Annotated in this window: 19 protein-coding genes; 16 read left to right on the forward strand and 3 right to left on the reverse strand. The window is 74.4% G+C overall.

The window, feature by feature from the left end:
• Positions 1-37: 37 nt before the first annotated feature.
• From murC to ileS, 10 genes are all read left to right on the forward strand, one after another.
• Positions 38-1,402 (forward strand): UDP-N-acetylmuramate--L-alanine ligase, encoded by a 1,365-nt coding sequence (gene murC / locus ND486_RS20750; protein ID WP_251786459.1) that lies wholly within the window; start codon positions 38-40, stop codon positions 1,400-1,402.
• Between the two features lie 34 nt (positions 1,403-1,436).
• A complete protein-coding gene (locus tag ND486_RS20755; RefSeq protein WP_251785978.1) occupies positions 1,437-2,468 on the forward strand; it encodes a cell division protein FtsQ/DivIB in 1,032 nt (343 codons plus the stop codon).
• 224 nt (positions 2,469-2,692) lie between these two features.
• Positions 2,693-4,099, forward strand: coding sequence for a cell division protein FtsZ (gene ftsZ, locus ND486_RS20760; protein ID WP_251785981.1), 1,407 nt, complete (start codon positions 2,693-2,695; stop codon positions 4,097-4,099).
• Positions 4,100-4,104: 5 nt separating this feature from the next.
• Positions 4,105-4,887: a peptidoglycan editing factor PgeF gene (gene pgeF, locus ND486_RS20765; RefSeq protein WP_251785984.1), complete on the forward strand. Its 783-nt coding sequence runs from the start codon at positions 4,105-4,107 to the stop codon at positions 4,885-4,887.
• A 64-nt stretch (positions 4,888-4,951) separates the two neighbouring features.
• On the forward strand, positions 4,952-5,710 hold the full coding sequence (locus tag ND486_RS20770) for a YggS family pyridoxal phosphate-dependent enzyme (RefSeq protein WP_374231506.1): 759 nt from the start codon (positions 4,952-4,954) through the stop codon (positions 5,708-5,710).
• A gap of 128 nt (positions 5,711-5,838) precedes the next feature.
• Complete coding sequence (locus ND486_RS20775; RefSeq protein ID WP_062402184.1) at positions 5,839-6,588, forward strand: cell division protein SepF; 750 nt, start codon at positions 5,839-5,841, stop codon at positions 6,586-6,588.
• Between the two features lie 3 nt (positions 6,589-6,591).
• Positions 6,592-6,888 carry a YggT family protein gene (locus ND486_RS20780; protein ID WP_373324230.1) on the forward strand — a complete coding sequence of 99 codons (297 nt, stop codon included), beginning with the start codon at positions 6,592-6,594 and terminating at the stop codon, positions 6,886-6,888.
• A 47-nt stretch (positions 6,889-6,935) separates the two neighbouring features.
• Positions 6,936-7,790 carry a DivIVA domain-containing protein gene (locus tag ND486_RS20785; RefSeq protein ID WP_062402187.1) on the forward strand — a complete coding sequence of 285 codons (855 nt, stop codon included), beginning with the start codon at positions 6,936-6,938 and terminating at the stop codon, positions 7,788-7,790.
• Between the two features lie 88 nt (positions 7,791-7,878).
• Positions 7,879-9,405, forward strand: coding sequence for a hypothetical protein (locus tag ND486_RS20790; RefSeq protein ID WP_251785987.1), 1,527 nt, complete (start codon positions 7,879-7,881; stop codon positions 9,403-9,405).
• Between the two features lie 266 nt (positions 9,406-9,671).
• Positions 9,672-12,857 (forward strand): isoleucine--tRNA ligase, encoded by a 3,186-nt coding sequence (gene ileS, locus ND486_RS20795; protein WP_251785989.1) that lies wholly within the window; start codon positions 9,672-9,674, stop codon positions 12,855-12,857.
• Positions 12,858-12,880: 23 nt separating this feature from the next.
• Here ileS and ND486_RS20800 read toward each other — a convergent pair whose 3' ends face one another.
• The gene (locus ND486_RS20800) at positions 12,881-13,495 is read right to left on the reverse strand and encodes a hypothetical protein (protein ID WP_251785992.1); all 615 of its coding nucleotides are present in this window, start codon (positions 13,493-13,495) and stop codon (positions 12,881-12,883) included.
• Positions 13,496-13,561: 66 nt separating this feature from the next.
• Between ND486_RS20800 and ND486_RS20805 the strand changes: the two genes are divergently transcribed.
• From ND486_RS20805 to ND486_RS20825, 5 genes are read left to right on the forward strand one after another with little or no spacing between them, the layout of a single operon-like run.
• A complete protein-coding gene (locus tag ND486_RS20805; RefSeq protein ID WP_251785994.1) occupies positions 13,562-14,371 on the forward strand; it encodes a methyltransferase domain-containing protein in 810 nt (269 codons plus the stop codon).
• 13 nt (positions 14,372-14,384) lie between these two features.
• Entirely contained in the window at positions 14,385-15,878 is a 1,494-nt protein-coding gene (locus ND486_RS20810; protein WP_251785996.1) for a potassium/proton antiporter, read from the forward strand.
• Positions 15,879-15,921: 43 nt separating this feature from the next.
• Complete coding sequence (gene lspA / locus ND486_RS20815) at positions 15,922-16,470, forward strand: signal peptidase II (protein ID WP_251785998.1); 549 nt, start codon at positions 15,922-15,924, stop codon at positions 16,468-16,470.
• Positions 16,471-16,480: 10 nt separating this feature from the next.
• Complete coding sequence (locus ND486_RS20820; protein WP_062404557.1) at positions 16,481-17,392, forward strand: RluA family pseudouridine synthase; 912 nt, start codon at positions 16,481-16,483, stop codon at positions 17,390-17,392.
• 3 nt (positions 17,393-17,395) lie between these two features.
• Positions 17,396-18,118 (forward strand): hypothetical protein, encoded by a 723-nt coding sequence (locus tag ND486_RS20825; RefSeq protein WP_251786000.1) that lies wholly within the window; start codon positions 17,396-17,398, stop codon positions 18,116-18,118.
• 475 nt (positions 18,119-18,593) lie between these two features.
• Here ND486_RS20825 and ND486_RS20830 read toward each other — a convergent pair whose 3' ends face one another.
• Positions 18,594-19,220: an HAD-IA family hydrolase gene (locus tag ND486_RS20830; protein ID WP_251786002.1), complete on the reverse strand. Its 627-nt coding sequence runs from the start codon at positions 19,218-19,220 to the stop codon at positions 18,594-18,596.
• 344 nt (positions 19,221-19,564) lie between these two features.
• Between ND486_RS20830 and dnaE the strand changes: the two genes are divergently transcribed.
• On the forward strand, positions 19,565-23,113 hold the full coding sequence (dnaE, locus tag ND486_RS20835) for a DNA polymerase III subunit alpha (RefSeq protein WP_285899063.1): 3,549 nt from the start codon (positions 19,565-19,567) through the stop codon (positions 23,111-23,113).
• A gap of 156 nt (positions 23,114-23,269) precedes the next feature.
• On the opposite strand, the gene ND486_RS20840 is transcribed toward dnaE, so the two are convergent.
• The gene (locus ND486_RS20840) at positions 23,270-24,205 is read right to left on the reverse strand and encodes a PaaX family transcriptional regulator C-terminal domain-containing protein (protein ID WP_251786006.1); all 936 of its coding nucleotides are present in this window, start codon (positions 24,203-24,205) and stop codon (positions 23,270-23,272) included.
• Between the last annotated feature and the right edge of the window lie 15 nt (positions 24,206-24,220).

Raw genomic sequence — 24,220 nt, forward strand, 5'->3', positions numbered from 1 at the left:
CGACCACGTCCACCTCATCGGGATCGGCGGCGCCGGGATGAGCGGGATCGCGCGGATCCTGCTCGCCCGCGGAGCGACCGTCTCCGGGTCCGACGCGCGGGACTCCCGCACGGTCACCGCGCTGCGCGCGCTCGGCGCACGCGTCGAGACCGGGCACGACGCCGGCCACCTGCGCCACGACGGCGAGACCCCGCCGACCGTGGTCGTCTCCACCGCGATCCGGGAGACCAACCCGGAGCTGGCCGCCGCCCGCGAGCGCGGCTACGACGTCGTCCACCGGGCGGTCGCACTGGCCGCGCTCACCGAGGGACGGCGGCTGGTCGCCGTCGCCGGGACGCACGGCAAGACCTCGACGACGTCGATGGTCACCGTCGCCCTGCAGCACGCCGGGGCCGACCCGTCGTTCGCGATCGGCGGCGACCTGTCGGTGTCCGGGTCGGGCGCCCACCACGGCAGCGGCGACGTGTTCGTCGTCGAGGCCGACGAGAGCGACGGCTCGTTCACCGCGTTCGCCCCGTCGGTCGCGATCGTCACCAACGTCGAGCCCGACCACCTCGACCACCACGGCGACGAGGCCGCCTACCGGGCGGTGTTCGAGCGGTTCCTGGAACGGCTCGTCCCCGGCGCCACGCTGGTCGCCTGCGCCGACGACCCGGGGTCCGCCGAGGTCGCGGTGCGGGCCGAGGAGTCGGGCGTCACCGTGCTGCGCTACGGCCGCACCGCGACCGGCCCGCACGACGCCCGGCTGCTCGAGTTCACCCCGGACGGCACCGGCTGCCGTGCGCGGTTCCGCACCGGCGACGCCGAGCACGAGCTCACCCTCGGCGTCCCGGGCGAGCACATGGTCCTCAACGCGCTCGGTGCGTTCCTCGCCGGCGTCGTCGTCGGGACCGACCCGGCCGTGCTGCTGGAGGGCCTCGCCGGGTTCGGCGGGGTGCAGCGCCGGTTCGAGTTCAAGGGCCGCGCCCGCGGCGTGTCGGTCTACGACGACTACGCCCACCACCCCACCGAGGTCGCCGCCACCCTGCGCGCCGCCCGCGAGGCCGCGCCGGTCCGCGACGGGCGACGCGGCCGCGTCCTGGTCGCGTTCCAGCCGCACCTGTACTCCCGCACCCGGCTGTTCGCCGCCGAGTTCGGCGCGTCGCTGTCGCTGGCGGACGAGGTGATGGTGCTCGACGTCTACGGTGCCCGGGAGGATCCCGAACCCGGCGTCGGTCCGGCGCTCATCACCGACGCGGTGACGTTGCCGGCCGGGCGGGTGCACCGAGCCCCCTCGTGGGAGCGGACACCCGCGGCGATCGCCGCGCTCGCGACCGACGGCGACGTCGTGATCACCATGGGCGCCGGTGACGTCACCGCGCTCGGGCCGGAGATCCTGCGGGAGCTCGCCGGCGAGGGGTGAGCGCGCGACACGGCGGCGGCACAGCGGGGGCACGATGAGCAGCGACGAGCAGGACACCGGCGACGACCGGGCCCGGGACGGTGCCCGCTCGCCGGGCCGCCGCGACCCCGAGCAGGAGCGCCGCGCCGCCGAGCGCGCCCGGCGCATCCGGGAGCGCCGCGCCGCCGAACGCCGCGCCGCCGCCGGGACCCCCGCCGCCGACGGCCACGACGAGCCCGACGAGCCCGGGGAGACCGGGGATACCGGCGACCGGGCCGCCGACACCGACGAGGTGGCCGGCCCGGCGGGCCGGGGGAGCGGGCGCGGCGCGGCTGCCGCGGTCCGGGAGCGCACGGCGGCCCGCGCGGCCGAACGGTCCCGCAGCCGCGACCCGCGCTATCGGCGCCGTCGCCTCGTCGCCCTGCTGGCCACCGCCGCCGTCGTGCTCCTCGGGGTGTCCGCGGCCGGCTGGTGGGCGCTGGGCCGGTACGGCCCCCCGGTGGCCACCGTGCGGGTCGACGGCACCCGCCAGATCCCCGTCCGCGACGTCGAGGACGCCGCGGGCGACCAGACCGGTGTCCCGCTCGCCGCGGTCGACACCGACGGCGTCGCCGCGCGCGTGTCGGCCATCCCCGGCGTCGCCGCGGTGGAGGTCGACCGGTCCTGGCCGGACACCCTGGTGGTGGCCGTGACCGAACGCACCCCGGCCGCGCTGCTCGACACCCCGGACGGACCGAAGCTCGTCGACGTCACCGGGTTCGTCTACCGCGACGCCCCGCCCGACGTGCGACTGCCCCGGCTCCAGCTGCCGCGCGTCGCCCCGGACGACCCCGCCACCCTCGCCGCGGTCGGCGTCCTGCAGGCACTGCCGGTCCCGGTCCGCGACCAGGTGCAGACGCTGTCGCTCGGCGGGGGCGGATCCACCTTCGAGCTGGGGCTCACCGAGGACCGGCGGGTCCTGTGGGGCCCGTGGCCGGACACCGACCGGACCGCCGCCCGGGCCCGGGTCCTCGGACCGGTGCTGCAGCGCGAGGGCGCCGTCTACGACGTCTCCAGCCCGTCGCTGGTCACCGTCCGGCAGCGCTGACCCGCCGCACCCGGCCCGATCGTCGCGGTGGGTGACCGTCCGACGACCGTGCGGGTTTCCATCGGTGGCGAGGTCGAACCACCCGGGCGGGGTGTTGTCGTCGTGCGGCGCGCCTGCTGGACCCGGGCACCGCACTCCACTTAGCGTGCGCACCCGAAGGCCCGGGGCACCCGGAGCTTGACCCACCCGAACCCCGGACCCCGAGCGACTGGAAGGTGCCGCGCATGACGCCCCCGCACAACTACCTGGCAGTGATCAAGGTGGTCGGCATCGGTGGCGGCGGCGTCAACGCCGTCAACCGGATGATCGAGGTCGGCCTCAAGGGCGTCGAGTTCATCGCGGTGAACACCGACGCCCAGGCCCTCCTCATGTCCGACGCCGACGTGAAGCTCGACATCGGTCGTGAGCTGACCCGCGGCCTCGGTGCCGGCGCCAACCCCGAGGTCGGGGGCAAGGCCGCCGAGGACCACGCCGAGGAGATCGAGGAGGTCCTCAAGGGGGCCGACATGGTCTTCGTCACCGCGGGCGAGGGCGGCGGCACCGGCACCGGCGGCGCACCCGTCGTCGCGTCGATCGCCCGCAAGCTCGGCGCGCTGACCATCGGTGTCGTCACCCGCCCGTTCACCTTCGAGGGGCGCCGCCGCGCCGGGCAGGCCGAGGAGGGCATCCAGGCGCTCCGCAACGAGTGCGACACCCTCATCGTCATCCCGAACGACCGGCTCCTGCAGCTCGGCGACGTCGGCGTCTCGCTGATGGACGCCTTCCGCTCCGCCGACGAGGTGCTCCTCTCCGGTGTCCAGGGCATCACCAACCTGATCACCACCCCCGGCCTGATCAACCTCGACTTCGCCGACGTCAAGTCGGTCATGTCCGGGGCCGGGTCGGCGCTGATGGGAATAGGGTCCGCACGCGGCGATGGCCGCGCGGTGCAGGCCGCCGAGAAGGCGATCAACTCGCCGCTGCTCGAGGCGTCGATGGACGGTGCGCAGGGCGTGCTGCTGTCGATCGCGGGCGGCTCGGACCTCGGTCTGTTCGAGATCCACGAGGCGGCCTCGCTGGTCCAGGAGGCCGCGCACCCCGAGGCGAACATCATCTTCGGCACCGTGATCGACGACTCGCTCGGCGACGAGGTGCGGGTCACCGTGATAGCGGCCGGCTTCGAGGGCGGCACGCCGACCCACAAGAAGCTCGAGCCCGCCGTGTTCGCCCGCGGCACCCGGACGTCCGCCGAGCCCGCACCGCAGGCCGCGCCGCCCGCGGCGCCGCAGCAGGCCGAGCAGACCCAGCAGCACCACACCCAGCAGCACCAGGGCCAGCAGCCGCAGGGCCAGTCCCGCTGGGCCGCGACGACCGCGACCACCCCGTCGGCGCCGCACCTGCCCGCCACGGCGCAGGCCCCCGAGCGCACCGGGACGCTGCCGCCCGCGCAGCCCACCGCCCCGGCCCCGCGCCAGGGCGACACCCAGCACCACGGCGGCGACGGCGCGTCCGTCCCGAGCGGTCCGATGTCCGCGCCGGCCTCGCCGACGTCGGCCCCGGCCCAGCACGGGACCGTCGGCGGGAACCCCGCGGCGCGTCCGGCCGAGCCGGTCGAGGACGAGGTGGACGTCCCGCCGTTCATGCGGCGCTGACCCGCGTGCCGGACTCACCGACACCGGCCACGGCGGCCCGCGCGGGCGGCACCCGCCGCGCGCGGATCCGCCGGGTCACCACCACCCGCGCCGGTGGCCGGTCCGAGGGCCCGTTCACCTCGTTCAACCTGTCGTCGGGGGTCGGGGACGACCCGGCCGCGGTGACCGGGAACCGGGCCCGCGTCGTGCGTGAGCTCGGCCTGTCCGGACTGGTGTTCCTGAACCAGGTCCACGGCCGCGACGTCGCCGTGCTGCGCGAGCCCCCGCGGGCCCGCCCCGGCACCGGTGGGGTCGCCCCGGACGTCGCCGACGTCGACGCCGTCGTCACCGACGTGCCGCTGCTCGGTGTCGCGGTGCTCGCGGCCGACTGCGTACCGGTGCTGCTCGGCGACCCGGTCGCCGGCGTCGTCGGGGCCGCCCACGCGGGCCGCGTCGGCGCGGCCGCGGGCGTCGTCGACGCCGTCGTGACCGAGATGACCGCACTGGGCGCGCAGCCCGCACGGCTGGAGGTCCTGCTCGGGCCGTCGGTCTGCGGCCGCTGCTACGAGGTGCCCGCGGCCATGCGCGCCGAGGTCGACGCCGCGCTGCCGGGCAGCGCGTCCACCACCCGCACCGGCACCGCCGGCCTGGACCTGCGCGCCGGGCTCACCCGCCGTCTCGCCGACCTCGGCGTCACGAAGGTCGCGACCGACCCGCGCTGCACCGTCGAGGACCCGGACCTGTTCAGCCACCGCCGCGACGGCCGCTGCGGCCGCCAGGCCGGGATCACCTGGCTCGACCCGCGCTGACCGGCGCCCCGGTCCGGCGATCCACGCCACGCGGGGCTCGCGGGCGCCCCCGCGGGCGGGAACGATGGACGCCGTGTCCGATCCCCGCACCCCCACCGCCGACCGCGTCGGCGAACTGACCGACCGACTGGCCGCCGTCCGCGAGCGGGTGGCCGAGGCCTGCCGCGCCGCCGGCCGCGACCCCTCCGAGGTCGGGCTGCTCGCCGTCACCAAGACGATCCCGGCCGCCGACGTGGCCGCGCTGGTCGACCTCGGCCTGGACGCCTTCGCGGAGAACCGCGCGCAGGAGGCGGCGTCCAAGGTGGACGAGGTCCGGGCCCTGCGCCCGGACGTCTCCCCGGACTGGTTCTTCGTCGGCGGGCTGCAGCGGAACAAGGTACGGACGGTGCTCCCGTGGGTGACACGGATCGACTCCGTCGACTCGACCCGGCTGGCCCGCGCGATCGACAAGGAGGTCGCGAAGGCCCGCGACGCGGGGGAGCGCGGCGGCCCGCTGCCGGTGCTCGTGCAGTACAGCGTCGACGGCGACGCCGACCGCGGCGGCGTCGCCCCGGAGGGGCTCGTCGAGCTGACGGACCTGGTCACGGAGCTGCCGGGGCTGGAACTGGCCGGTCTGATGGCCGTCGCGCCGCTGGGCTGGGAGCCCGATGCGGCGTTCGAGCGGATCGCCGAGGCGCACCGGGAGACCGTCGGGCGGCACCCCGGTGCGACGGTCCTGTCGGCCGGGATGAGCGGGGACCTGGAGTCGGCGATCGGTCACGGATCGACGGTGGTGCGTGTCGGTACGGCCCTTGTGGGGGATCGGCGGATAGCCTCCGAGTAATCGCTGGTGGGTGTGGGTACTGAGCAGGTGGCGGAGACCGCACCGCCGGCGAGACCGTCGCCAGAACGCGGGGTGCGCGTGCGGTTGGGACGCGTACGGAGTCGAGCAGTACTGCGAGGGGACAGCGGATGAGCGCGATGTACCGGCTGAAGGCGTACTTCGGCATGGTCCCGGCCGACGAGATGGACTATGTGGACGAACCGGATCACTACCGGGGCGGCCACGAGCACCACGCCGGCCCGCGCGGTGACCGTTGGTCCGCCGGGGCCGGTCGGTTCGCCGACCAGGCGTCCTACGACGACGACCGCTACGAGACCGCGGTCCGCTACGAGGACGGATGGGGCGCCCGCCCGGCGCGGGAGACCCTCCGTCCGGCGCGCGCCGTGCGGCAGGATCCACGCGGCGAGCGGGAGACGCTCGGGCTGGTCCCGGAGCGCGGGAACCTTCCCACTCCTCTCGGAGGGGGCGCCGGAGCGGCCGTCCGCGGGGCGCTGGCGATGGACCCGGAGACCCTCCGGGGTCCGGCACGCGAGGAGCGGAGCGAGCCCGTCGTGGCCCCCGCGCCGGTTCCGGAGCAGCGCGACCGGGCCGCCGCGGGACCGGCGTCGATCACGACGCTGCACCCGCGCAGCTACAACGAGGCCCGCACCATCGGCGAGCGCTACCGCGACGGTGTGCCCGTCATCATGAACCTGACGGATCTGGACGGCGCGGCGGCGAAACGCCTGGTCGACTTCGCCGCGGGCCTGGCGTTCGCCCTGCGCGGGAGCATCGACAAGGTCACCGACCGGGTGTTCCTTCTCACGCCGGCCGACGTCGAGGTCTCCGCGGACGACGCGCGGAGGCTCGCCGAGCGCGGAGCTTTCCGACAGGATTGAGTCGTGGCCGACCCGATCCTGACGCTGATCTACTACGTCCTGTTCTTCTTCTGGCTGCTGCTCGCGGCCCGCATCGTCGTCGAGATGGTCCGGTCGTTCGCGCGCCAGTGGCGACCCGCCGGAGCGCCCGCCGTGGCGCTCGAGGTCGTCTTCACCGTGACCGACCCTCCGGTCAAGTTGCTGCGGAGAGTGATCCCCGTGGTCCGTATCGGAGGCGTAGGACTGGACCTGTCGATTATGGTTCTGTTGCTGGTGGTGTTCATCTCGATGAGCGCCGTCAGATCACAGCTCCTGGGATGAGCCCCAGTCACCCGGGAGTGCCGCCGAGGACCGCATGAGGTGATCCGATGCCGCTGACGCCCGCCGACGTTCATAACGTCGCGTTCAGCAAACCCCCGATCGGGAAGCGGGGTTACAACGAGGACGAGGTCGACGCCTTCCTCGATCTGGTCGAGGCCGAACTGGCCCGGCTGATCGGGGAGAACGACGACCTGCGCGACCAGGTCGCGCAGCTGGAGCAGCGTCTCGGCGATGCCGAGGCCGACCTGGAGGAGGCGCGGAGCCAGCCGGCTCCGGCGCAGACCCAGGCCCTGGCCGCCTCCCCGTCGCCGATGGGCCGTGGTGCGGGTGCTCCCGCTCCGCAGCTGGCCGGTGCCGGACCCGCCGATGCCGACGGCGGTGACCACCACGTGCAGGCCGCCAAGGTCCTGGGCCTCGCCCAGGAGATGGCGGACCGCCTGACCGCGGAGGCCAAGAACGAGGCCGACACGATGCTGTCGGACGCCCGGAACAAGTCCGAGCAGCTCCTGTCGGACGCCCGGACGAAGGCCGACGGCCTGGTCAACGACGCGCGCTCGCGTGCCGAGACCATGCTCAACGACGCCCGCACGCGGGCCGAGACGCTCGAGCGCCAGTCGCGCGAGAAGGCGTCCGGCCTGGTCAGCGAGGCCGAGCGCAAGCAGAACGAGATCATGGGCGCCATCCAGCGCGACAAGTCCGTTCTGGAGAAGAAGATCGACGAGCTCCGGACCTTCGAGCGGGAGTACCGCACCCGTCTGAAGACCTACCTGGAGTCGCAGCTGCGTGACCTGGAGGGTCGCGGTTCCGCTGCCCCGTCGGACGGCTCCGGTGCCACCAGGTCGGGCTCGAACGGCGGGTACGCCGCCTCCGGGTACGGCCAGCGGGCCGACACCGGGAGCTGACCGCCCCACGGCGCCTCCGAGGCGCCGGGGACGACCGACGACGACCGGGTAGCGGACAGGTGCCGCTGCCGACCGACGGAGTTCGCCGATGCTGGTGCTGGTCCTGATCCTCGTGGTCATCGCGCTGGTGCTGCTGCTCGCAGGATGGTTCCTGCACGTGGTGGCACTGGCGTGGACATCGGTGGTCATCAGCCTGATCGCGGGCCTGGTGCTCGCCTACGACTGGTGGCAGACCCGTGCCGCGGTGAAGGCCGGTGACCGGGCAGAGGCCGACGCCTCCGGTCGAGGCACCGGTGCCCCCGCGGCGCCGGACCGGGCCGACCGGGCCGACATGGAGGCGCGCTACGGCGCCGACATGGAGCCCGCGACGCAGGTCCTGCCGGTCGTCCGGCCGGACGGCGGCGCGGCCTCGGGCACGCCCGGGGCGGCGCAGAACGCGACCGACCAGACCATCCAGATGCCGGTCGTCAGGCCGTCCGGCTCTGCGGAGGGACCGCCCGGCGCATCTCGATCGGGTGGACTTTCGTCACGCACGGTGACCGAATCCGGGGCCGAGGACGCGGCCGACCCGAGTGGGGTGGCCGCGTCGCACGCGGGCGCCCCGGCGGGGCCGGACGCGTCGGCGGGAGCGGACGGGGAGGGCGGTGCGGGTCGTGGCGGCGACCCGGCACGGTCCGGCCCCGCCGAACCCGGCACCGCGGAACCGCCCGCCGAGGCGACGACGCGGGCGACCGACTCGCGGCCGACCGGAACCGGCGCCGCCGGCACGACGTCGGCCGTGACGGCGGCAGCCGCAGGCGCGGTCGCCGCCGGGACGGCCGGTGCCGTGGCAGCCGGCCGCGACGGCGGGTCGGGCTCCGACCCGGCAGCACGTTCCGGTGCCCACGACGGTGCCGACGACCCGGGCTTCGGCTCGGGGTCGGGCACCGGCTCGGGCGCCGACGGCACGGGAGGTGCCGGCACGGGCACCCCGCCCGCCGCCGGATCCGACCGGCCGGACAGCCCGGAGGGCCGGTCCGGCCCCTCCGACGCGACCACCGCGACCCGTACCCCGGGAACGGCGGAGACGACCACCGCGGACGCCGCTCCGGGAACGGCGGACGCGACCACCGCGACCCGCACCCCCGGATCGGCCGACGCCACCACGGTGACCCGCGCCGCGGGTGCACCCGGCGGACCGGCCGGAGCGGGCAGCCCGTCGGGCGCAGACCATCCCGACGCCGCCGTGACCGCGGGCGCCGCGGCCGCCGGATCCGGGGCCCCGGCCGACGACACCCGGGCCGGGACACCCGCGGGCACGCCCGCCGGAGCCGGCGCGGACACCAACGGAACCCCGGCCGACACCGTCGGGTCCGACGCTCCCGCCGGGACCGACGGCGACTCCCCGGAGGAGCCGCGCGACCCGACCCTCGCCGCACTGGCCGCGCGCCTGCCCGACGAGGTGCTCGTCATCGACGAACACCCCCGGTACCACGTGCAGACCTGCCGGGCCCTCACCGGTCGCCCGGTGATCCCGCTGCCGGTCAGCGAGGCCGTCGAGCTCGGGTTCACCCCGTGCGGCTGGTGCGCGCCGAACCGGACCCTCGGCGACCGTCATCCCGCCCAGGCCCGCTGACCAGCAGCGCGGCGCGCCCCACGGAATAACGGGGCGCGGTCGCGCGCTACCCTGGTTCCACAGGCACCGATCCGGCCATCACCGGGGAGCCTCCGGAAGAAACGGCCCCGGGCCGGAGTAGAACCGGACGGGTGCGGCCCGTCATCGCCGTCGAACGAGAGGCCCGTGCACCCGTGCACGGGCAAGCGGGGTGGTACCGCGGCCCGGCTCTCCAGAGCCGTCGTCGTCCCCGTGCGAAGCGAGAGCACGCACGAGGAGCGACACACGTGAGCGGCTATCCCGACGTCCCGGCGCACCCGTCGTTCCCGACGCTCGAGCAGGACGTGCTCGCGTCGTGGGACACCGACGACACCTTCCGCGCGTCGGTCGACCGGCGCCCCGCCGGTGAGAACGGGGCCGACGAGTACGTCTTCTACGACGGCCCGCCCTTCGCCAACGGCCTGCCGCACTACGGCCACCTGCTGACCGGCTACGTCAAGGACGTCGTCCCGCGGTACCGCACCATGCGCGGCCACCGGGTCGAGCGCCGCTTCGGCTGGGACACCCACGGCCTGCCCGCCGAGGTCGAGACCGAGAACCAGCTCGGCATCAAGCACAAGTCCGAGATCGACGAGATGGGCGTCGCCGCGTTCAACGAGGCGTGCCGCACGTCCGTGCTGCGCTACACCGGCGAGTGGCGCGACTACGTGACCCGCCAGGCCCGCTGGGTCGACTTCGACAACGACTACAAGACCCTGGACCTGGACTACATGGAGTCCGTCCTCTGGGCGTTCAAGTCGCTGTGGGACAAGGGTCTCGTCTACTCCGGCTTCCGGGTGCTCTGGTACTGCTGGCGCTGCGAGACGCCGCTGAGCGCCACCGAGACCAAGATGGACGACGTCTACACCGACCGGCAGGACCCGGCGGTCACCGTCGGGCTGCGCCTGTCGACGCCGGACCGCCCGGAGACCGACGGCGCCCTCGCCCTGGTCTGGACGACCACTCCGTGGACCCTGCCGTCGAACCTCGCCGTGGCCGTGCACCCCGACGTCGACTACGTGGTGGTGGAGGCGAACTCCGAGCGCTGGCTGCTCGCGGAGGCCCGGGTCGCCGCGTACGCCCGCGAGCTGGGGGAGGAACCGCCGGTGCTGGCGCGGGTGACGGGGTCCGACCTGCTCGGCGCGAGCTACACCCCGCCGTTCGACTTCTTCACCGGCCGCGAGAACGCCCACCGCGTGCTCGCCGCGGACTACGTCACCACCGAGGACGGCACCGGGCTGGTCCACATCGCCCCCGCCTTCGGTGAGGAGGACAAGGAGGTCACCGACGCGGCCGGCATCGAGGTCGTCAACCCGGTCGACTCCCGCGGCGAGTTCACCACCGAGGTCCCGCCGTACGCCGGCATGCAGGTGTTCGACGCGAACCCGCAGGTCATCCGCGACCTCAAGGACGGCAACGCGCACGCGCAGGGCGTCCTGCTGCGCCACGAGACCTACGACCACCCGTACCCGCACTGCTGGCGCTGCGGCAACGCGCTGATCCAGCGCGCCGTCGACTCCTGGTTCGTGCGCGTCACCCAGTTCCGGGACCGGATGGTCGAGCTCAACCAGGAGATCGACTGGACGCCCGCGCACGTGCGCGACGGCCAGTTCGGCAAGTGGCTCGAGGGCGCCCGCGACTGGGGCATCTCCCGCAACCGCTACTGGGGCAGCCCGATCCCGGTGTGGCAGTCCGACGACCCGCGCTACCCGCGCACCGACGTCTACGGCTCGCTCGACGAGATCGAGCGCGACTTCGGCGTGCGCCCGACCGACCTGCACCGGCCGTACGTCGACCAGCTGACCCGGCCCAACCCGGACGACCCGACCGGGCGCTCGACCATGCGCCGGGTGCCGGAGGTGCTCGACTGCTGGTTCGAGTCCGGCTCGATGCCGTTCGCGCAGGTCCACTACCCGTTCGAGAACCGCGACTGGTTCGAGCACCACTACCCGGGCGACTTCATCGTCGAGTACAACGGCCAGACCCGCGGCTGGTTCTACACGCTGCACGTGCTGGCCACCGCCCTGTTCGACCGGCCCGCGTTCCGCAACTGCGTCGCGCACGGCATCGTCCTGGGCGACGACGGCGCGAAGATGTCCAAGTCGCGCAAGAACTACCCCGACGTCAACGAGGTCTTCGACCGCGACGGCAGCGACGCCATGCGGTGGTTCCTCATGGCGAGCCCGATCCTGCGCGGCGGCAACCTCGTCGTCACCGAGCAGGGCATCCGCGAGGGCGTCCGCCAGGCGATCCTGCCGCTGTGGAACACCTGGTACTTCCTGTCGCTCTACGCGGGCGGGGAGCGCGGCACGTTCCGCACCGACAGCCCGCACGTCCTCGACCGGTATGTGCTGGCCAAGACCGCCGACCTCGTCGACGGCGTCACCGCGGCCATGGACGCCTACGACATCGCCGGGGCCTGCGAGCGGATCCGCGACCACGCCGAGACGCTGACCAACTGGTACGTCCGCCGCTCCCGCGAGCGGTTCTGGTCCGAGGACCCGGCCGTGCGCCAGGACGCCGTCGACACCCTGCACACCGTGCTGGAGGTGACCTGCCGGGTCGCGGCGCCGCTGCTGCCGCTGACTACCGAGGCCATCTGGCGCGGTCTCACGGGGGAGCGGTCGGTGCACCTCACCGACTGGCCCGCCGGGTCGGACGCCTCGGTCTCGCACCGTGAGGCCGGAGCCGGGCTGCCGCACGACGCCGGTCTCGTCGCCGGGATGGACCGGATCCGGCAGGTCGCGAGCGCGGCGCTGTCGTTGCGCAAGTCCGCGAAGGTGCGGGTGCGCCAGCCGCTGCCCGCGCTGACCGTCGCCGCCGGCGACGCCAAGGCGCTGGAGGACTTCACCGGGCTGCTCGCCGACGAGGTCAACGTCCGCTCGGTCGAGCTGACCGACGACGTCGCCACGCACGGCCGGTTCGAGATCGCCGTCAACGCCCGGGTCGCCGGACCGCGCCTGGGCAAGGACGTCCAGACCTGCATCCGCGCGGTCAAGGCGGGGGAATGGTCCCAGGAGGGCGACACCGTCGTGGCCGCGGGGATCGCGCTGCAGCCGGGGGAGTTCACCGAGAAGCTCGTCGCCGCCGACCCGGAGCGGACCCAGGCCCTGCCCGGGAACGCGGGGCTCGTCGTCCTCGACACCACGGTGACGCCGGAGCTGGCCGCGGAGGGCACCGCCCGCGACGTCGTGCGCGTCGTGCAGCAGGCCCGCCGTGACGCGGGTCTGGACGTGTCCGACCGGATCGCGCTGACCCTCGACGGTCCGGACGCGGTGCTCGACGCCGTACGGACCCACGAGGCGTTCGTCGCCGGGGAGGTGCTGGCGACCTCGGTCGCCTACGGCGCCGCCGGGGACGGCGCGTCGAGCGGGCAGGTCGTCGGCCCCGACGGCGCATCGGTCACGCTGTCGGCCGCGGTCGCCCGCGCCTGACCGGTACCGGCGCCGACCACCGCTCAGGGGCGGGGTGTCACCGTGAGACGGACGCGGTGGTCGGCGCCGGAGACCCGGGTGACCTCGACGGTCGCCGGGACCCCGTCGACCCGGCACACGACCGTCGCGCCCTCGGCCACCGGCGGGCAGCGCGGGGACAGGAGCACCGCGTCGTGGCCCGCGGCGCGCAGCGGGTCGCGCACGGCGAACATCAGGACCCCGGCCAGCGTGTCGGTCCCGGTCGGGCCGGGGCCGAGGCCGGGGACGACCACGTCCAGCTCCGCGACGCCGTCGGCGGACACCGGGAAGTCCCAGCGGGTCCGCACGACGTCCTGCGGGGTGGACCCGCGGGCGCCCTCCACCCGCGTCCTGTCGACGCGCACGGTGCCCCAGCCGTGGCGGCCCTCGTCGTCGCGCATCCGGCAGCCGAGGACCGGGTCGTCACCGTCCAGGACCCGGCAGTCGGCGGTGACGCCGGAGTGCTCCCGGCCCGTCGCCGCCTCGACCAGCAGCGCCGCGCCCTCGGCCGGCGACGGCAGCGGTTCGTGCTGCGACCACAGCACCAGCGCGGTCGGGAGGATCACGACGACGACGACGAGCGGCAGCCACCACCGGGGCGGACGGGGTCGATCGGGCACGGGGGCAGTCTGGCCGACCGGGACCGGCCGCAACTCCGCAGAACCACCGGGCCCTATCCTCACCCCATGGGTGACGCGGCGGAACGGTGGCGGGAACGCCAGACCGGCCGCGGGATCCCCGACCACGTCCTCCGGCACGCCCCCGCCGACCCGTGGACCCACGACCCCGCCGACTTCACCCCGCCCGCGGAGCCGGCCGACACGCCGTCGCACCGGGCGGCGCGGGCGATCGCCGAGCGTGCCGCCGCGTGGACCTGCGCCGGGGCGTCGGTGCTCGACGTCGGCTGCGGGGGCGGGGACGCCGCGTTCGGCGCGGCGTGGCCCGAGCCGTCGCCGGTGGCGCGGGTGGTCGGCGTCGACCGGCAGGCCGACATGCTGGCGGTGTTCGCCGCGGCGGCCCGCGCCCGGGACCTGCCCCACGGCACCGTGCACGGCAGCTGGCCCGACGCGGTCGGGGACGCCGGACGGCACGACGTCGTCGTCTGCCACCACGTCCTGCACAACGTCGTCGACCTGCCCCCGTTCCTCGCCGCGTTGACCGGCGCCGTCCGCACCCGCGGCGGGATCGGCGGCGTCGTGGTCGAGATGCTGACCGAGCACCCGCTGGCCTGGCTGGACCCGCTGTGGGAGCGCTTCCACGACGTGGTCCGGCCGCCGTCGGCGACCCACGACGACGCCGTCGCGGTGCTGCGCGAGGAGCAGGGCGTCGACCCGGAGGTGCTGACCTGGACCCGTGCGGCCCGCCTGCCGCACGACGCCGCCTGGGTCACCCGCCGGCTCTGCCTGCCCGCCGACCGCGTCGAGGCGGTCGCCGCCGCGCTGGTGGACCTCCCGCCGCGGCGCACCGACGCCGTCACCCTGACCTGGTCGCCCTGAGCAGGGGGCCCCGGTGAGTCTGGAACTGCTGCTCGGCATCTCCGCGGGGGTGCTGCTGCTCGGCGTGCTCGCGGTGCGCGTCTCGGTGCGGCTCGGCTTGCCGTCGCTGCTGCTCTACCTGGGCATCGGCGTGCTGCTCGGCGAGTCCGTGCTGGGCATCCCGTTCGACGACACCGGCCTCACCGAGTCCCTCGGCCTCACCGCGCTCGTGCTGATCCTCACCGAGGGCGGGCTCACCACCCGCTGGTCGGCGGTGCGGCCCGCGCTCGGGCTCGGGCTGCTGCTGTCGACGCTGTCGGTGCTGGTGTCGATCGCCGTCGCGGGCGGGCTGCTGCACCTGCTGCTCGACCTGGAGTGGCGCACCGCGCTGCTGTGGGGCGCGGTTCTGTCCTCCACCGACGCCGCCGCGGTGTTCTCCGTGCTGCGCGGGGTCGCCGTCCCGCAGCGCCTCGCCGGGACCCTGGAGCTCGAGTCCGGGATGAACGACGCACCGGTGGTGATCGCCGTCGTCGTCCTGGCCGGGACCGAGGCCATCAGCTGGACGACGCCGCTGCTGATCGTCTACGAGCTCGTCGCGGGCGCCGTCGTCGGCGTCCTGCTCGGGCTGGGCTCGGCGTGGGCGCTGCGCCGCGCCGCGCTGCCGTCGACCGGCCTGTACCCGCTCGCGGCGATCGCGTCCTGCCTGCTGGCCTTCGCCGCCGGTCAGGGCGTGCACGCCTCGGGGCTGCTCGCCACCTACTGTGCCGCGCTGGTGCTGGGCAACTCCCGGCTGCCGCACCGCAGCGGTGTCGTCTCCTTCGCCGAGGGCACCGGGTGGATCGCCCAGATCGGGCTGTTCGTGCTGCTCGGCCTGTACGCGGTGCCCGAGCGGCTGCCCGCCGCCGTGGTGCCCGCGCTGATCTGCGCGGCGGTCGTCCTGCTCGCCGCGCGGCCGCTGTCGGTGGCCGCCGCCGCACTGCCGTTCCGGGTGCCCTGGCGCGAACAGGCGTTCCTGTCCTGGGCGGGGCTGCGCGGAGCCGTGCCGATCGTGCTCGCCCTCGTCGCGGTCACCGAGGGCGGCGGCCAGAACCAACGCCTGGTCGACGTCGTGTTCGTGCTGGTCGTGCTGCTCACCCTGGTCCAGGGCACCAGCCTGCCCTGGGTGGCGCGGCTGCTCGGGGTGGTCTCGCGCACCGACACCCGCGGCGTCGAGGTCGACGCCGCCCCGCTCGACGAGGTCGACGCCGAGCTCCTGCAGGTGAAGGTGCCCCCCGGGTCCCGGCTGCACGGCGTCTACCTGCGCGAGCTGCGGCTGCCCCGCGGGGCCACGGTCAGCCTGGTCGTACGCGACGCCGAGGCGTTCTCCCCGGGCGGGGACACCCGGCTGCGCGAGGGGGACCAGTTCCTCGTCGTCAGCACCCGGGACAACCGGGAGGACACCGAACAGCGGATCCGCGACGTCGACCGCGGCGGCAAGCTGGTCCGCTGGCACGAGGGCCGGGGCCGGCCGAGCGGGCGGGCCGGCTGACCGGCCGGTCGGCGGTGTCGGGGCGACCCGCATAATCACGGGTGTGAGTGCCGACCCTCCACCCCCCACCGCGCCGATCGACCCCGCCGTACGACGGCGCGGTGTGGCGCTGCTGGCGGGCATCGCCGCGGTGTGGCTGGCGCTCGACCTCGTCACCAAGGTCGCCGCCGTCGCCACGCTGGAGGGGCAGCGGCCGGTCACCGTGATCGACGGGTTCTTCTACCTCACGCTGCTGCGCAACCCGGGCGCCGCCTGGTCCATGGCCACCGGCTACACCTGGGTGCTGACGATCGTCGCCGTGGTGGTCGTCGGCGTGATCCTCCGGATCGCGCGGCGGCTCGCTTCGACCGGCTGGGCGATCGGCCTCGGCCTGGTCCTCGGCGGCGCGCTGGGCAACCTGGTCGACCGGTTCTTCCGCGCACCCGGACCGATGCGCGGGCACGTCGTGGACATGCTGGCCTTCTTCTCCCCGGACGGGAGCGTCTTCCCCGTGTTCAACATCGCCGACACCGGCATCGTGTGCGGCGGCATCCTGCTGGTGCTGATGGCCGTGCGCGGCATCGAGATCGACGGGAGCCGCGAACGTGGGTGAGGTACGCAGCATGCCGGTGCCCGACGGGCTGGACGGCATGCGGATCGACGCCGGGCTGTCCCGGCTGCTGGGCCTGTCCCGGACCGTCGTCGCGACCCTGGCCGAGTCCGGCCGGATCTCGGTCGACGGCCGCGAGGCCGGCAAGTCCGACCGGCTGCCCGGCGGGTCCTGGCTGGAGGTCGAGCTGCCCGACGCGCCGGCGCCCGCGGTCATCGAGGGCCCGGCGGAGGTCGTCGCGGGCCTGACGGTGCTGCACTCCGACGACGACATCGTCGTCGTCGACAAGCCGGTCGGGGTGGCCGCGCACGCCTCCCCGGGCTGGACCGGTCCGACCGTGACCGGCGGGCTCGCCGCGCTCGGGTTCCGGCTGTCCACCTCCGGCGCCGCCGAGCGGCAGGGCATCGTGCACCGGCTCGACGTCGGCACCACCGGGGTGATGGTCGTCGCCACCTCCGAGCACGCCTACACCGAGCTCAAGCGGGCCTTCAAGGAACGCACCGTCGACAAGCGGTACCACGCCGTCGTGCAGGGGCACCCGGACCCGTCGTCGGGCACGATCGACGCCCCGATCGACCGGCACCCGCGCCACGACTACCGGTTCGCGGTGATGCAGAGCGGCAAGCCCAGCGTCACCCACTACGACACCATCGAGGCGTTCCGCTCGGCGAGCCTGCTCGACGTGCACCTGGAGACCGGGCGCACCCACCAGATCCGGGTGCACTTCTCCGCACTGCGCCACCCCTGCGTCGGCGACATCACCTACGGCGCCGACCCGACGCTGGCCAAGCGGGTCGGGCTGTCCCGGCAGTGGCTGCACGCCCGCACGCTCGGGTTCGCCCACCCCGCCGACGGGCGGCACGTCGAGTTCACCAGCCCGTATCCGGCCGACCTCGACGCGGCGCTGGACGTCCTGCGGGACTGACGCGTGACCGGTCTGAGCACCCGGGCCCGGGCGTGGATCGCCGCGGCGATGGCGGTGGTGTTCCTCGGTGCGCTCTGGGCCGCCGGGTCCGGTCCGTCGGCCGGGCCCCCGGCGGCGACGGGGTCGGTGCGGCTGGGCCCCGACCCCGGCCAGGACGTCGCCGGCTACCTCGCCGGGCTGCCCGCGACGCTGCCCGCACCGGGGGTTTCCGTGTCCGCGCTCGTGCAGTTCACCCGCCCGCTGGCCCCGTCCGACGCTGCGGCCGCGGGCTCCGGCACGACGACCACGACCGCGGTGTTCCGGGTGCCGTTCGACCGGGTGCAGACCGCGCTGCGGTTCGAGCCGGTCACCGGCACCGGGGACCCGGCGGCCGCGCTCGGCGTCGCCCGTGAGCGGGCCGCCTACGCCGCCGAGGCCGACGCCGACCGCGCCGCCCGCGACGGTGGGGGAGCGGCCACCCCGGAGGCCCGCGCGGCACTGACCCGGCGGGCCGCCGTGGCCGCGGCCGAGCGACGCGCGCTCGCCGACCCGGGCTGCGCCTGCGTGGTCGCGCTGGTCGTGACCGCCGACCGGGCCGGGCTCGAGGCGCTCGCCGCGCGCCCGGGCGTGCGGGGCGTGCAGGCCGCGCCGGCCGGGACCGGCGCACCGGAGCTCGCACTGTCGCCGCTGCTGCCCGAGCAGACCACCACCGCGAGCCCGCCGCCCGACGACGGCCCCGTCCCCTGAGCCGCGCGCGTCCCCGAGCCGCGTTCCCGGCCCTCGTCAGCCCCCGGCCCTCGTCAGGTCCCGGCCCTCGTCCGACCCGGGCCCCGGCCGGCCGCGGGCCTCGCCCGGCCTCGCGGTCTCCGGCCGGCCCCGGCCTCCGGGCGGCCCCCGGGCTTCCGCCCGCCCGTGCCCGGCCCCGTCCGGCCGCGCGGCCCTGGTCGCCCCGGCCGCCCGCCCATGATCAGCACGAGTGCGCCGATCGGTGCCGGATGTGGCACCGATCGCTGCACAGACGTCGATCACGGGGTCGCGGCTCCGGTCCCCCGCCCGGCAGCCCGGCCATGATCGCCGTGATGGAGGTGATCGGTGCCGGATGTGGCACCGATCGCTGCACGCGTGCCGATCATGAGCCCGACGGTGCCCGGGGTCGGCGGACCCCCTGACCGCAGTGCACGGCGGTGCACGACCGTCGCTGCCGCTGGTCCCGGGGGACCGGTCAGCCCAGCACCCCGCGCTCGCGCAGCACCCGCACGGCCCGGGCGGCGCCCTCCCAGCGGTGGGCGTCCCAGCCGTGCGCGGACGCGGCACGGACGTTGTCGACGCGGTCGTCGAAGAACAGCACCTGCTCCGGTGCGGTGCCGAACTCGACGTCGGCGCGCCGGAAGATGTCCTGCGACGGTTTCGCGGCGCCGACGTCGGCGGAGAACAGCAACCGGTCGAACGGGCTGCTCCAGGCCGCGGCACGCACCGCGGAGGCCAGCCCGCGCGGTGCGTTGGACAGCACGGCGAGGCGCACCCGGGCCCGCGCGAGGTCGGCGATCAGCATCGACGACGACGGCGGCAGCGTCAACCAGAACGTGACGTCCACCCGCTCGGCGGCGTCGATCCGGGCGCGCTCGGGTGCCAGGCCCAGGTCGGCGCAGACGGCGGTCCAGTAGCGGTCCGGCGGGTCGCCCAGGTCGTGCCGGGCGCGGTGGCGCCAGTACGCCTCGCGCAGCACGGGTTCGGGAACGGCGAACACCCCGGCCAGCCGGCGCTCCAGGCCCGCGGACGGCACCAGCACCTCACCGAGGTCGAACACCACGGTGCCGGGTGGCGTCGTCGGCTCGGGGGCGGTGGGCATCGTGGCCCGACCCTAACCCGCCGCCGGGCCGTCCGCGACACGCCGTCGTCCGGGGTGGACAGGGGGTGAGCAGGCCCGACACGCGGAGCCCGATCGTGCCCGGCCGCCGTCGCCGGAACCGTCGGACCCCACCGTTACGCTGGGGCCCTCACCGATCCGGTCGGTCCGGACCTTCAGGGTCCACCGGCTCCGGCGAGCGGGCCCCGCCAGGTCCGCGCACCGGCGCCGATGCCCCTGCCCGTCCGCGCCGCCGGCCCGGTGTCGGCACGTCCGCCCCGACGGGCGTGCGCACCAGCGGAGGTCCGCGCCGTCCCAGCGGCGCGGGAGAGGAGCGCGGGACACACATGGGCAGTGCCGGATCCGGGAGTCGCTCCTTCGTCCATCTGCACACGCACACCGAGTTCTCGATGCTGGACGGTGCCGCCCGGCTCGACGACCTGTTCTCCGAGGCCGCCAAGCACGAGATGCCGGCCATCGCGATGACCGACCACGGCAACGTCTACGGCGCCTTCGAGTTCTGGCGCAAGGCGAAGGCGCACGACGTCAAGCCGATCATCGGCATGGAGGGCTACCTCGCGCCCGGGTCGCGGCACGAGCGCAAGCGCACCGCGCTGGGCAACGGCAGCGAGAACAACCCCGACCTCATGTACACCCACATGACGCTGCTCGCGGAGAACACGGAGGGGATGCACAACCTCTTCCGGCTCTCCTCGCTGGCCAGCCTCGAGGGCTACTACTACAAGCCGCGTATGGACCGCGAGCTGCTGGAGCGCTACGGCAAGGGCCTGATCGCGACGACCGGCTGCCCCTCCGGGGAGGTCGCGCGCCTGCTCCAGCAGCACGACTTCGACGCCGCCTGCCAGGCCGCGAGCGACTACCGCGACATCTTCGGGAAGGACAACTTCTTCCTGGAGCTGATGGACCACGGCATCGAGATCGAGAAGCGGGTCCAGGAGGACCTGTTCCGGCTCAAGGACAAGCTCGACCTGCCCGGCCTCGCGACGAACGACCTGCACTACACCTACCCGGACGACACCAAGGCGCACGAGGTGCTCCTGTGCGTCCAGACCGGCAAGACCCTCGCGGACCCGAACCGGTTCAAGTTCGACGCCCAGGACTTCTACCTCAAGTCCGCCGCCGAGATGCGCCAGCTCTGGGACCCGATCCACCCCGAGGCCTGCGACAACACGCTGCTCGTCGCCGAGCGCTGCAACATCGACTTCACCACCGGCCAGGACCTCCAGCCCAAGGCGCCCGTCCCCGAGGGGGAGACCGAGGAGTCCTGGCTGATCAAGGAGGTCGAGCGGGGACTGCACATGCGGTTCCCCGACGGCGTCACCGAGAAGTACCGGCAGCAGGCCAACTACGAGGTCGGCGTCATCATCAAGATGGGCTACCCCGGCTACTTCCTGGTGACCGCGGACCTCATCCAGCACGCCAAGTCCGTCGGCATCCGCTGCGGCCCCGGCCGTGGCTCGGCGGCGGGCTCGCTGGTCGCCTACGTCCTGGGCATCACCGACCTCGACCCGATCCGGCACAAGCTGATCTTCGAGCGGTTCCTCAACCCCGACCGCGTCTCGATGCCCGACATCGACATGGACTTCGACGAGCGCCGGCGCGGCGAGATGATCCGCTACGTCACCGAGAAGTACGGCGAGGACCGGATCGCGCAGATCATCACCTACTCCACGATCAAGGCGAAGGCCGCGATCAAGGACTCGGCGCGGGTGCTCTACGGCCAGCCCGGCTACTCCGTCGCCGACCGCATCTCCAAGGCCATGCCGCCCGCGGTGATGGGCAAGGACATCCCGCTGTCGGGCATCTTCGACCCGTCGCACAAGCGGTACTCCGAGGCGACCGAGGTCCGCGCCCTCTACGAGGCGGACCCGCAGGTCAAGGAGATCATCGACACCGCGCGGGGCCTCGAGGGACTGAAGCGGCAGTGGGGTGTGCACGCCGCGGGCGTGATCATGTCCTCGACGCCGCTGATCGACGTGATCCCGATCCAGCGCCGCGAGTCCGACGGCGCGATCATCACGCAGTTCGACATGGGCGTCTGCGAGACCATCGGCCTGCTGAAGATGGACTTCCTGGGGCTGCGCAACCTCACCATCCTCGACGACGCCCTGGAGAACATCGAGCTCAACGGAAAGCCCGCCGTCGACCTGGACAAGGTCGAGCTCGACGACCGGAAGACCTACGAGCTGCTCTCCCGCGGCGACACCCTCGGCGTGTTCCAGCTCGACGGCGGCCCGATGCGCGACCTGCTCCGCCGCATGGCGCCCAGCGAGTTCGAGCACATCTCCGCGGTCGGCGCGCTGTACCGCCCGGGCCCGATGGGTGCGAACGCGCACAACGACTACGCCGACCGCAAGAACGGCCGGCAGGAGATCACGCCGATCCACCCGGAGCTGGCCGAGCCGCTCAAGGACGTCCTCGGTGAGACCTTCGGCCTGATCGTGTACCAGGAACAGGTCATGTCCATCGCGCAGGTGCTGGCGGGCTACACGCTCGGCCAGGCGGACCTGCTCCGCCGCGCGATGGGCAAGAAGAAGAAGGAGATCCTGGACAAGGAGTACGCCGGCTTCGCCCAGGGCATGAAGGACAACGGCTACTCCGCGGCCGCGGTCAAGACGCTCTGGGACATCCTGCTCCCGTTCTCCGACTACGCCTTCAACCGCGCCCACTCCGCCGCCTACGGCGTGGTGTCGTACTGGACGGCCTACCTCAAGGCGAACTACCCGGCCGAGTACATGGCCGGCGTGCTCACCTCGGTGCGCGACGACAAGGACAAGGCCGCGGTCTACCTGGCGGAGTGCCGCCGGATGGGCATCACGGTCCTCCCGCCCGACGTGAACGACTCGGTGCGCAACTTCGCCCCGGTCGGCGACGACATCCGCTTCGGTCTCGGCGGCATCCGCAACGTCGGGCACAACGTCGTCGACGCGATCGTCGCCGCGCGGCGGGAGAAGGGGAACTTCGTCGACTTCTCCGACTTCCTGCGCAAGGTCGACGCGGTCGTCTGCAACAAGAAGGTCGTCGAGTCGCTGATCAAGGCGGGCGCGTTCGACTCGCTCGGCCACTCCCGCAAGGGCCTGCTGCTCGTGCACGCCGACGCCATCGACGCGGTGATGAGCACCAAGAAGGCCGCCTCGATGGGCCAGTTCGACCTGTTCGGCTCGCTGGACGGGCCGGGCGAGGGCGACGACGGCGGTCTCGGTGGCATCTTCGACGTGAAGGTGCCCGACGAGGAGTGGGACACCAAGCACAAGCTCGCCGTCGAGCGGGAGATGCTCGGCCTCTACGTGTCCGGGCACCCGTTGCAGGGCCTCGAGCAGGCGCTCGCCGCGAAGTCCGACACCTCGATCGCCGACATCGTCGAGGGCTCGGTCGCCGAGGGTGCGCAGGTCACGGTCGGCGGCATCCTCGCCAACGTCAACCGCCGGGTGAACAAGAACGGCGAACCGTGGGCGTCGGCGCAGATCGAGGACCTCGCCGGCGGCATCGAGGTGCTGTTCTTCCCGCGGGCGTACCAGGTGGTCGGCGTCGACGTCGCCGAGGACGCGATCGTGCTGGTCAAGGCGCGGGTCAACAAGCGCGACGACCGCGTCTCGCTGATCGCGAACGACCTCGCGGTGCCCGAGCTGGCCACCGGCGAGGCCGGGCTGCCGATCCGGGTCAGCCTGCGCACCGACCAGTGCACCCCCGAGCGCGTCGCGAAGCTCAAGGAGGTGCTGACCCACCACCCCGGTACCTCCGAGGTGCACCTGACCCTGGTCTACGGCACCAAGATGACCGCCCTGCGGCTGGACGACTCGCTCAAGGTCATGCACACCTCGGCGCTGATGGGGGACCTGAAGGCCCTGCTCGGCCCCGGCTGCCTCGGCGGCTGACCGCCCACACCCCTCCCCGGGCGTCCACACCCGTTGCCACGGGTGCGGATGCCCGGGCAACGGGTGTGGGGGGTGTGGGGTGCGGCGCCGACCGGCCCGTGCCGCCGGCGCGCGACGGGCGGCCCGGGTGCGGCGGGGTGTCGCGGTGGGCAGGGCTCAGGCCCGGCGGGCCAGGTCGGCCCAGGCGGCGCGGGCGGGGGCGTCCCAGCGCTCGTGCAGCGTGGTGAACAGCTCCGCCGCGCGGGACCCGGCCCACTGCTCGGGCAGCAGCTCGGCGGGCAGCTCGGGGTCCAGAAACGGGAACCGTCGCCAGGCGTGGACCAGGCGGACCTGGCGGGCGAGGACGTCGCCGCCGTCGTCGGTGGCGGGCCCGGCGGCGCCCGGGGCCGAGGTGGCGGCGGCCGCGCAGGACGCGGCGGAGACCGCGTCGAGGTGGGGGCCGAACTCGTCGAGGAACTCCGAGTAGGCCCGTTCCACGACGTCGAGATCCCAGGCCTGGGCCACGATGTCGTCGGCGCGGCCGATGCCGCCGTAGTGCCCGACGAAGGAGTACCCGGACCCGGCGAGGTCGAGCTCGTCGAGCACCGCCGCGACGCGGGCCTCCTTGCCGGGGTCGGGACTGACCCACACCCCGGGGGCGGGGGAGCCCAGCCCGGCCCAGGCCAGCCGGGTGCGCAGCCGGTGGCGCAGGCGTCGGCGCGACTCCGGGACCGAGGCGAGCAGGACCAGCCAGCGGCCGTCCCAGCCGGTCGTCGGACGACCGAAGCCGTAGATGCGGGCGGCGCCGTCGGACAGCAGCTCCGACCCGGCGGGGGTGAGCGACCAGCGGACCCGGCGGCCGTCGCGGTCGGAGGTCAGCAGGCCCTCGCCCGCGGTGCGGGCCAGCGCCTGGCGGGCCGACTTGGCCTCCACCCCGAGCGCGCCCAGCACGTCGAGCAGGGCCCGGGTCCAGACCGGTTCCCCGGCCGGGAGGACGAACTCGCCCAGCACGGTGAGCAGCAACGATCGTGCGGAGGTCTGCCCGAGCTCGCGACGGCGCAGGGCCGACCCGTCGGGCCCCTCCGGCTCGTACACGGAGTCGGGCGTGGCCATGGTCGGGCCAGCGTA

The sequence above is a fragment of the Pseudonocardia sp. DR1-2 genome, from assembly GCF_023717215.1.
Lineage (GTDB): Bacteria > Actinomycetota > Actinomycetes > Mycobacteriales > Pseudonocardiaceae > Pseudonocardia > Pseudonocardia alni.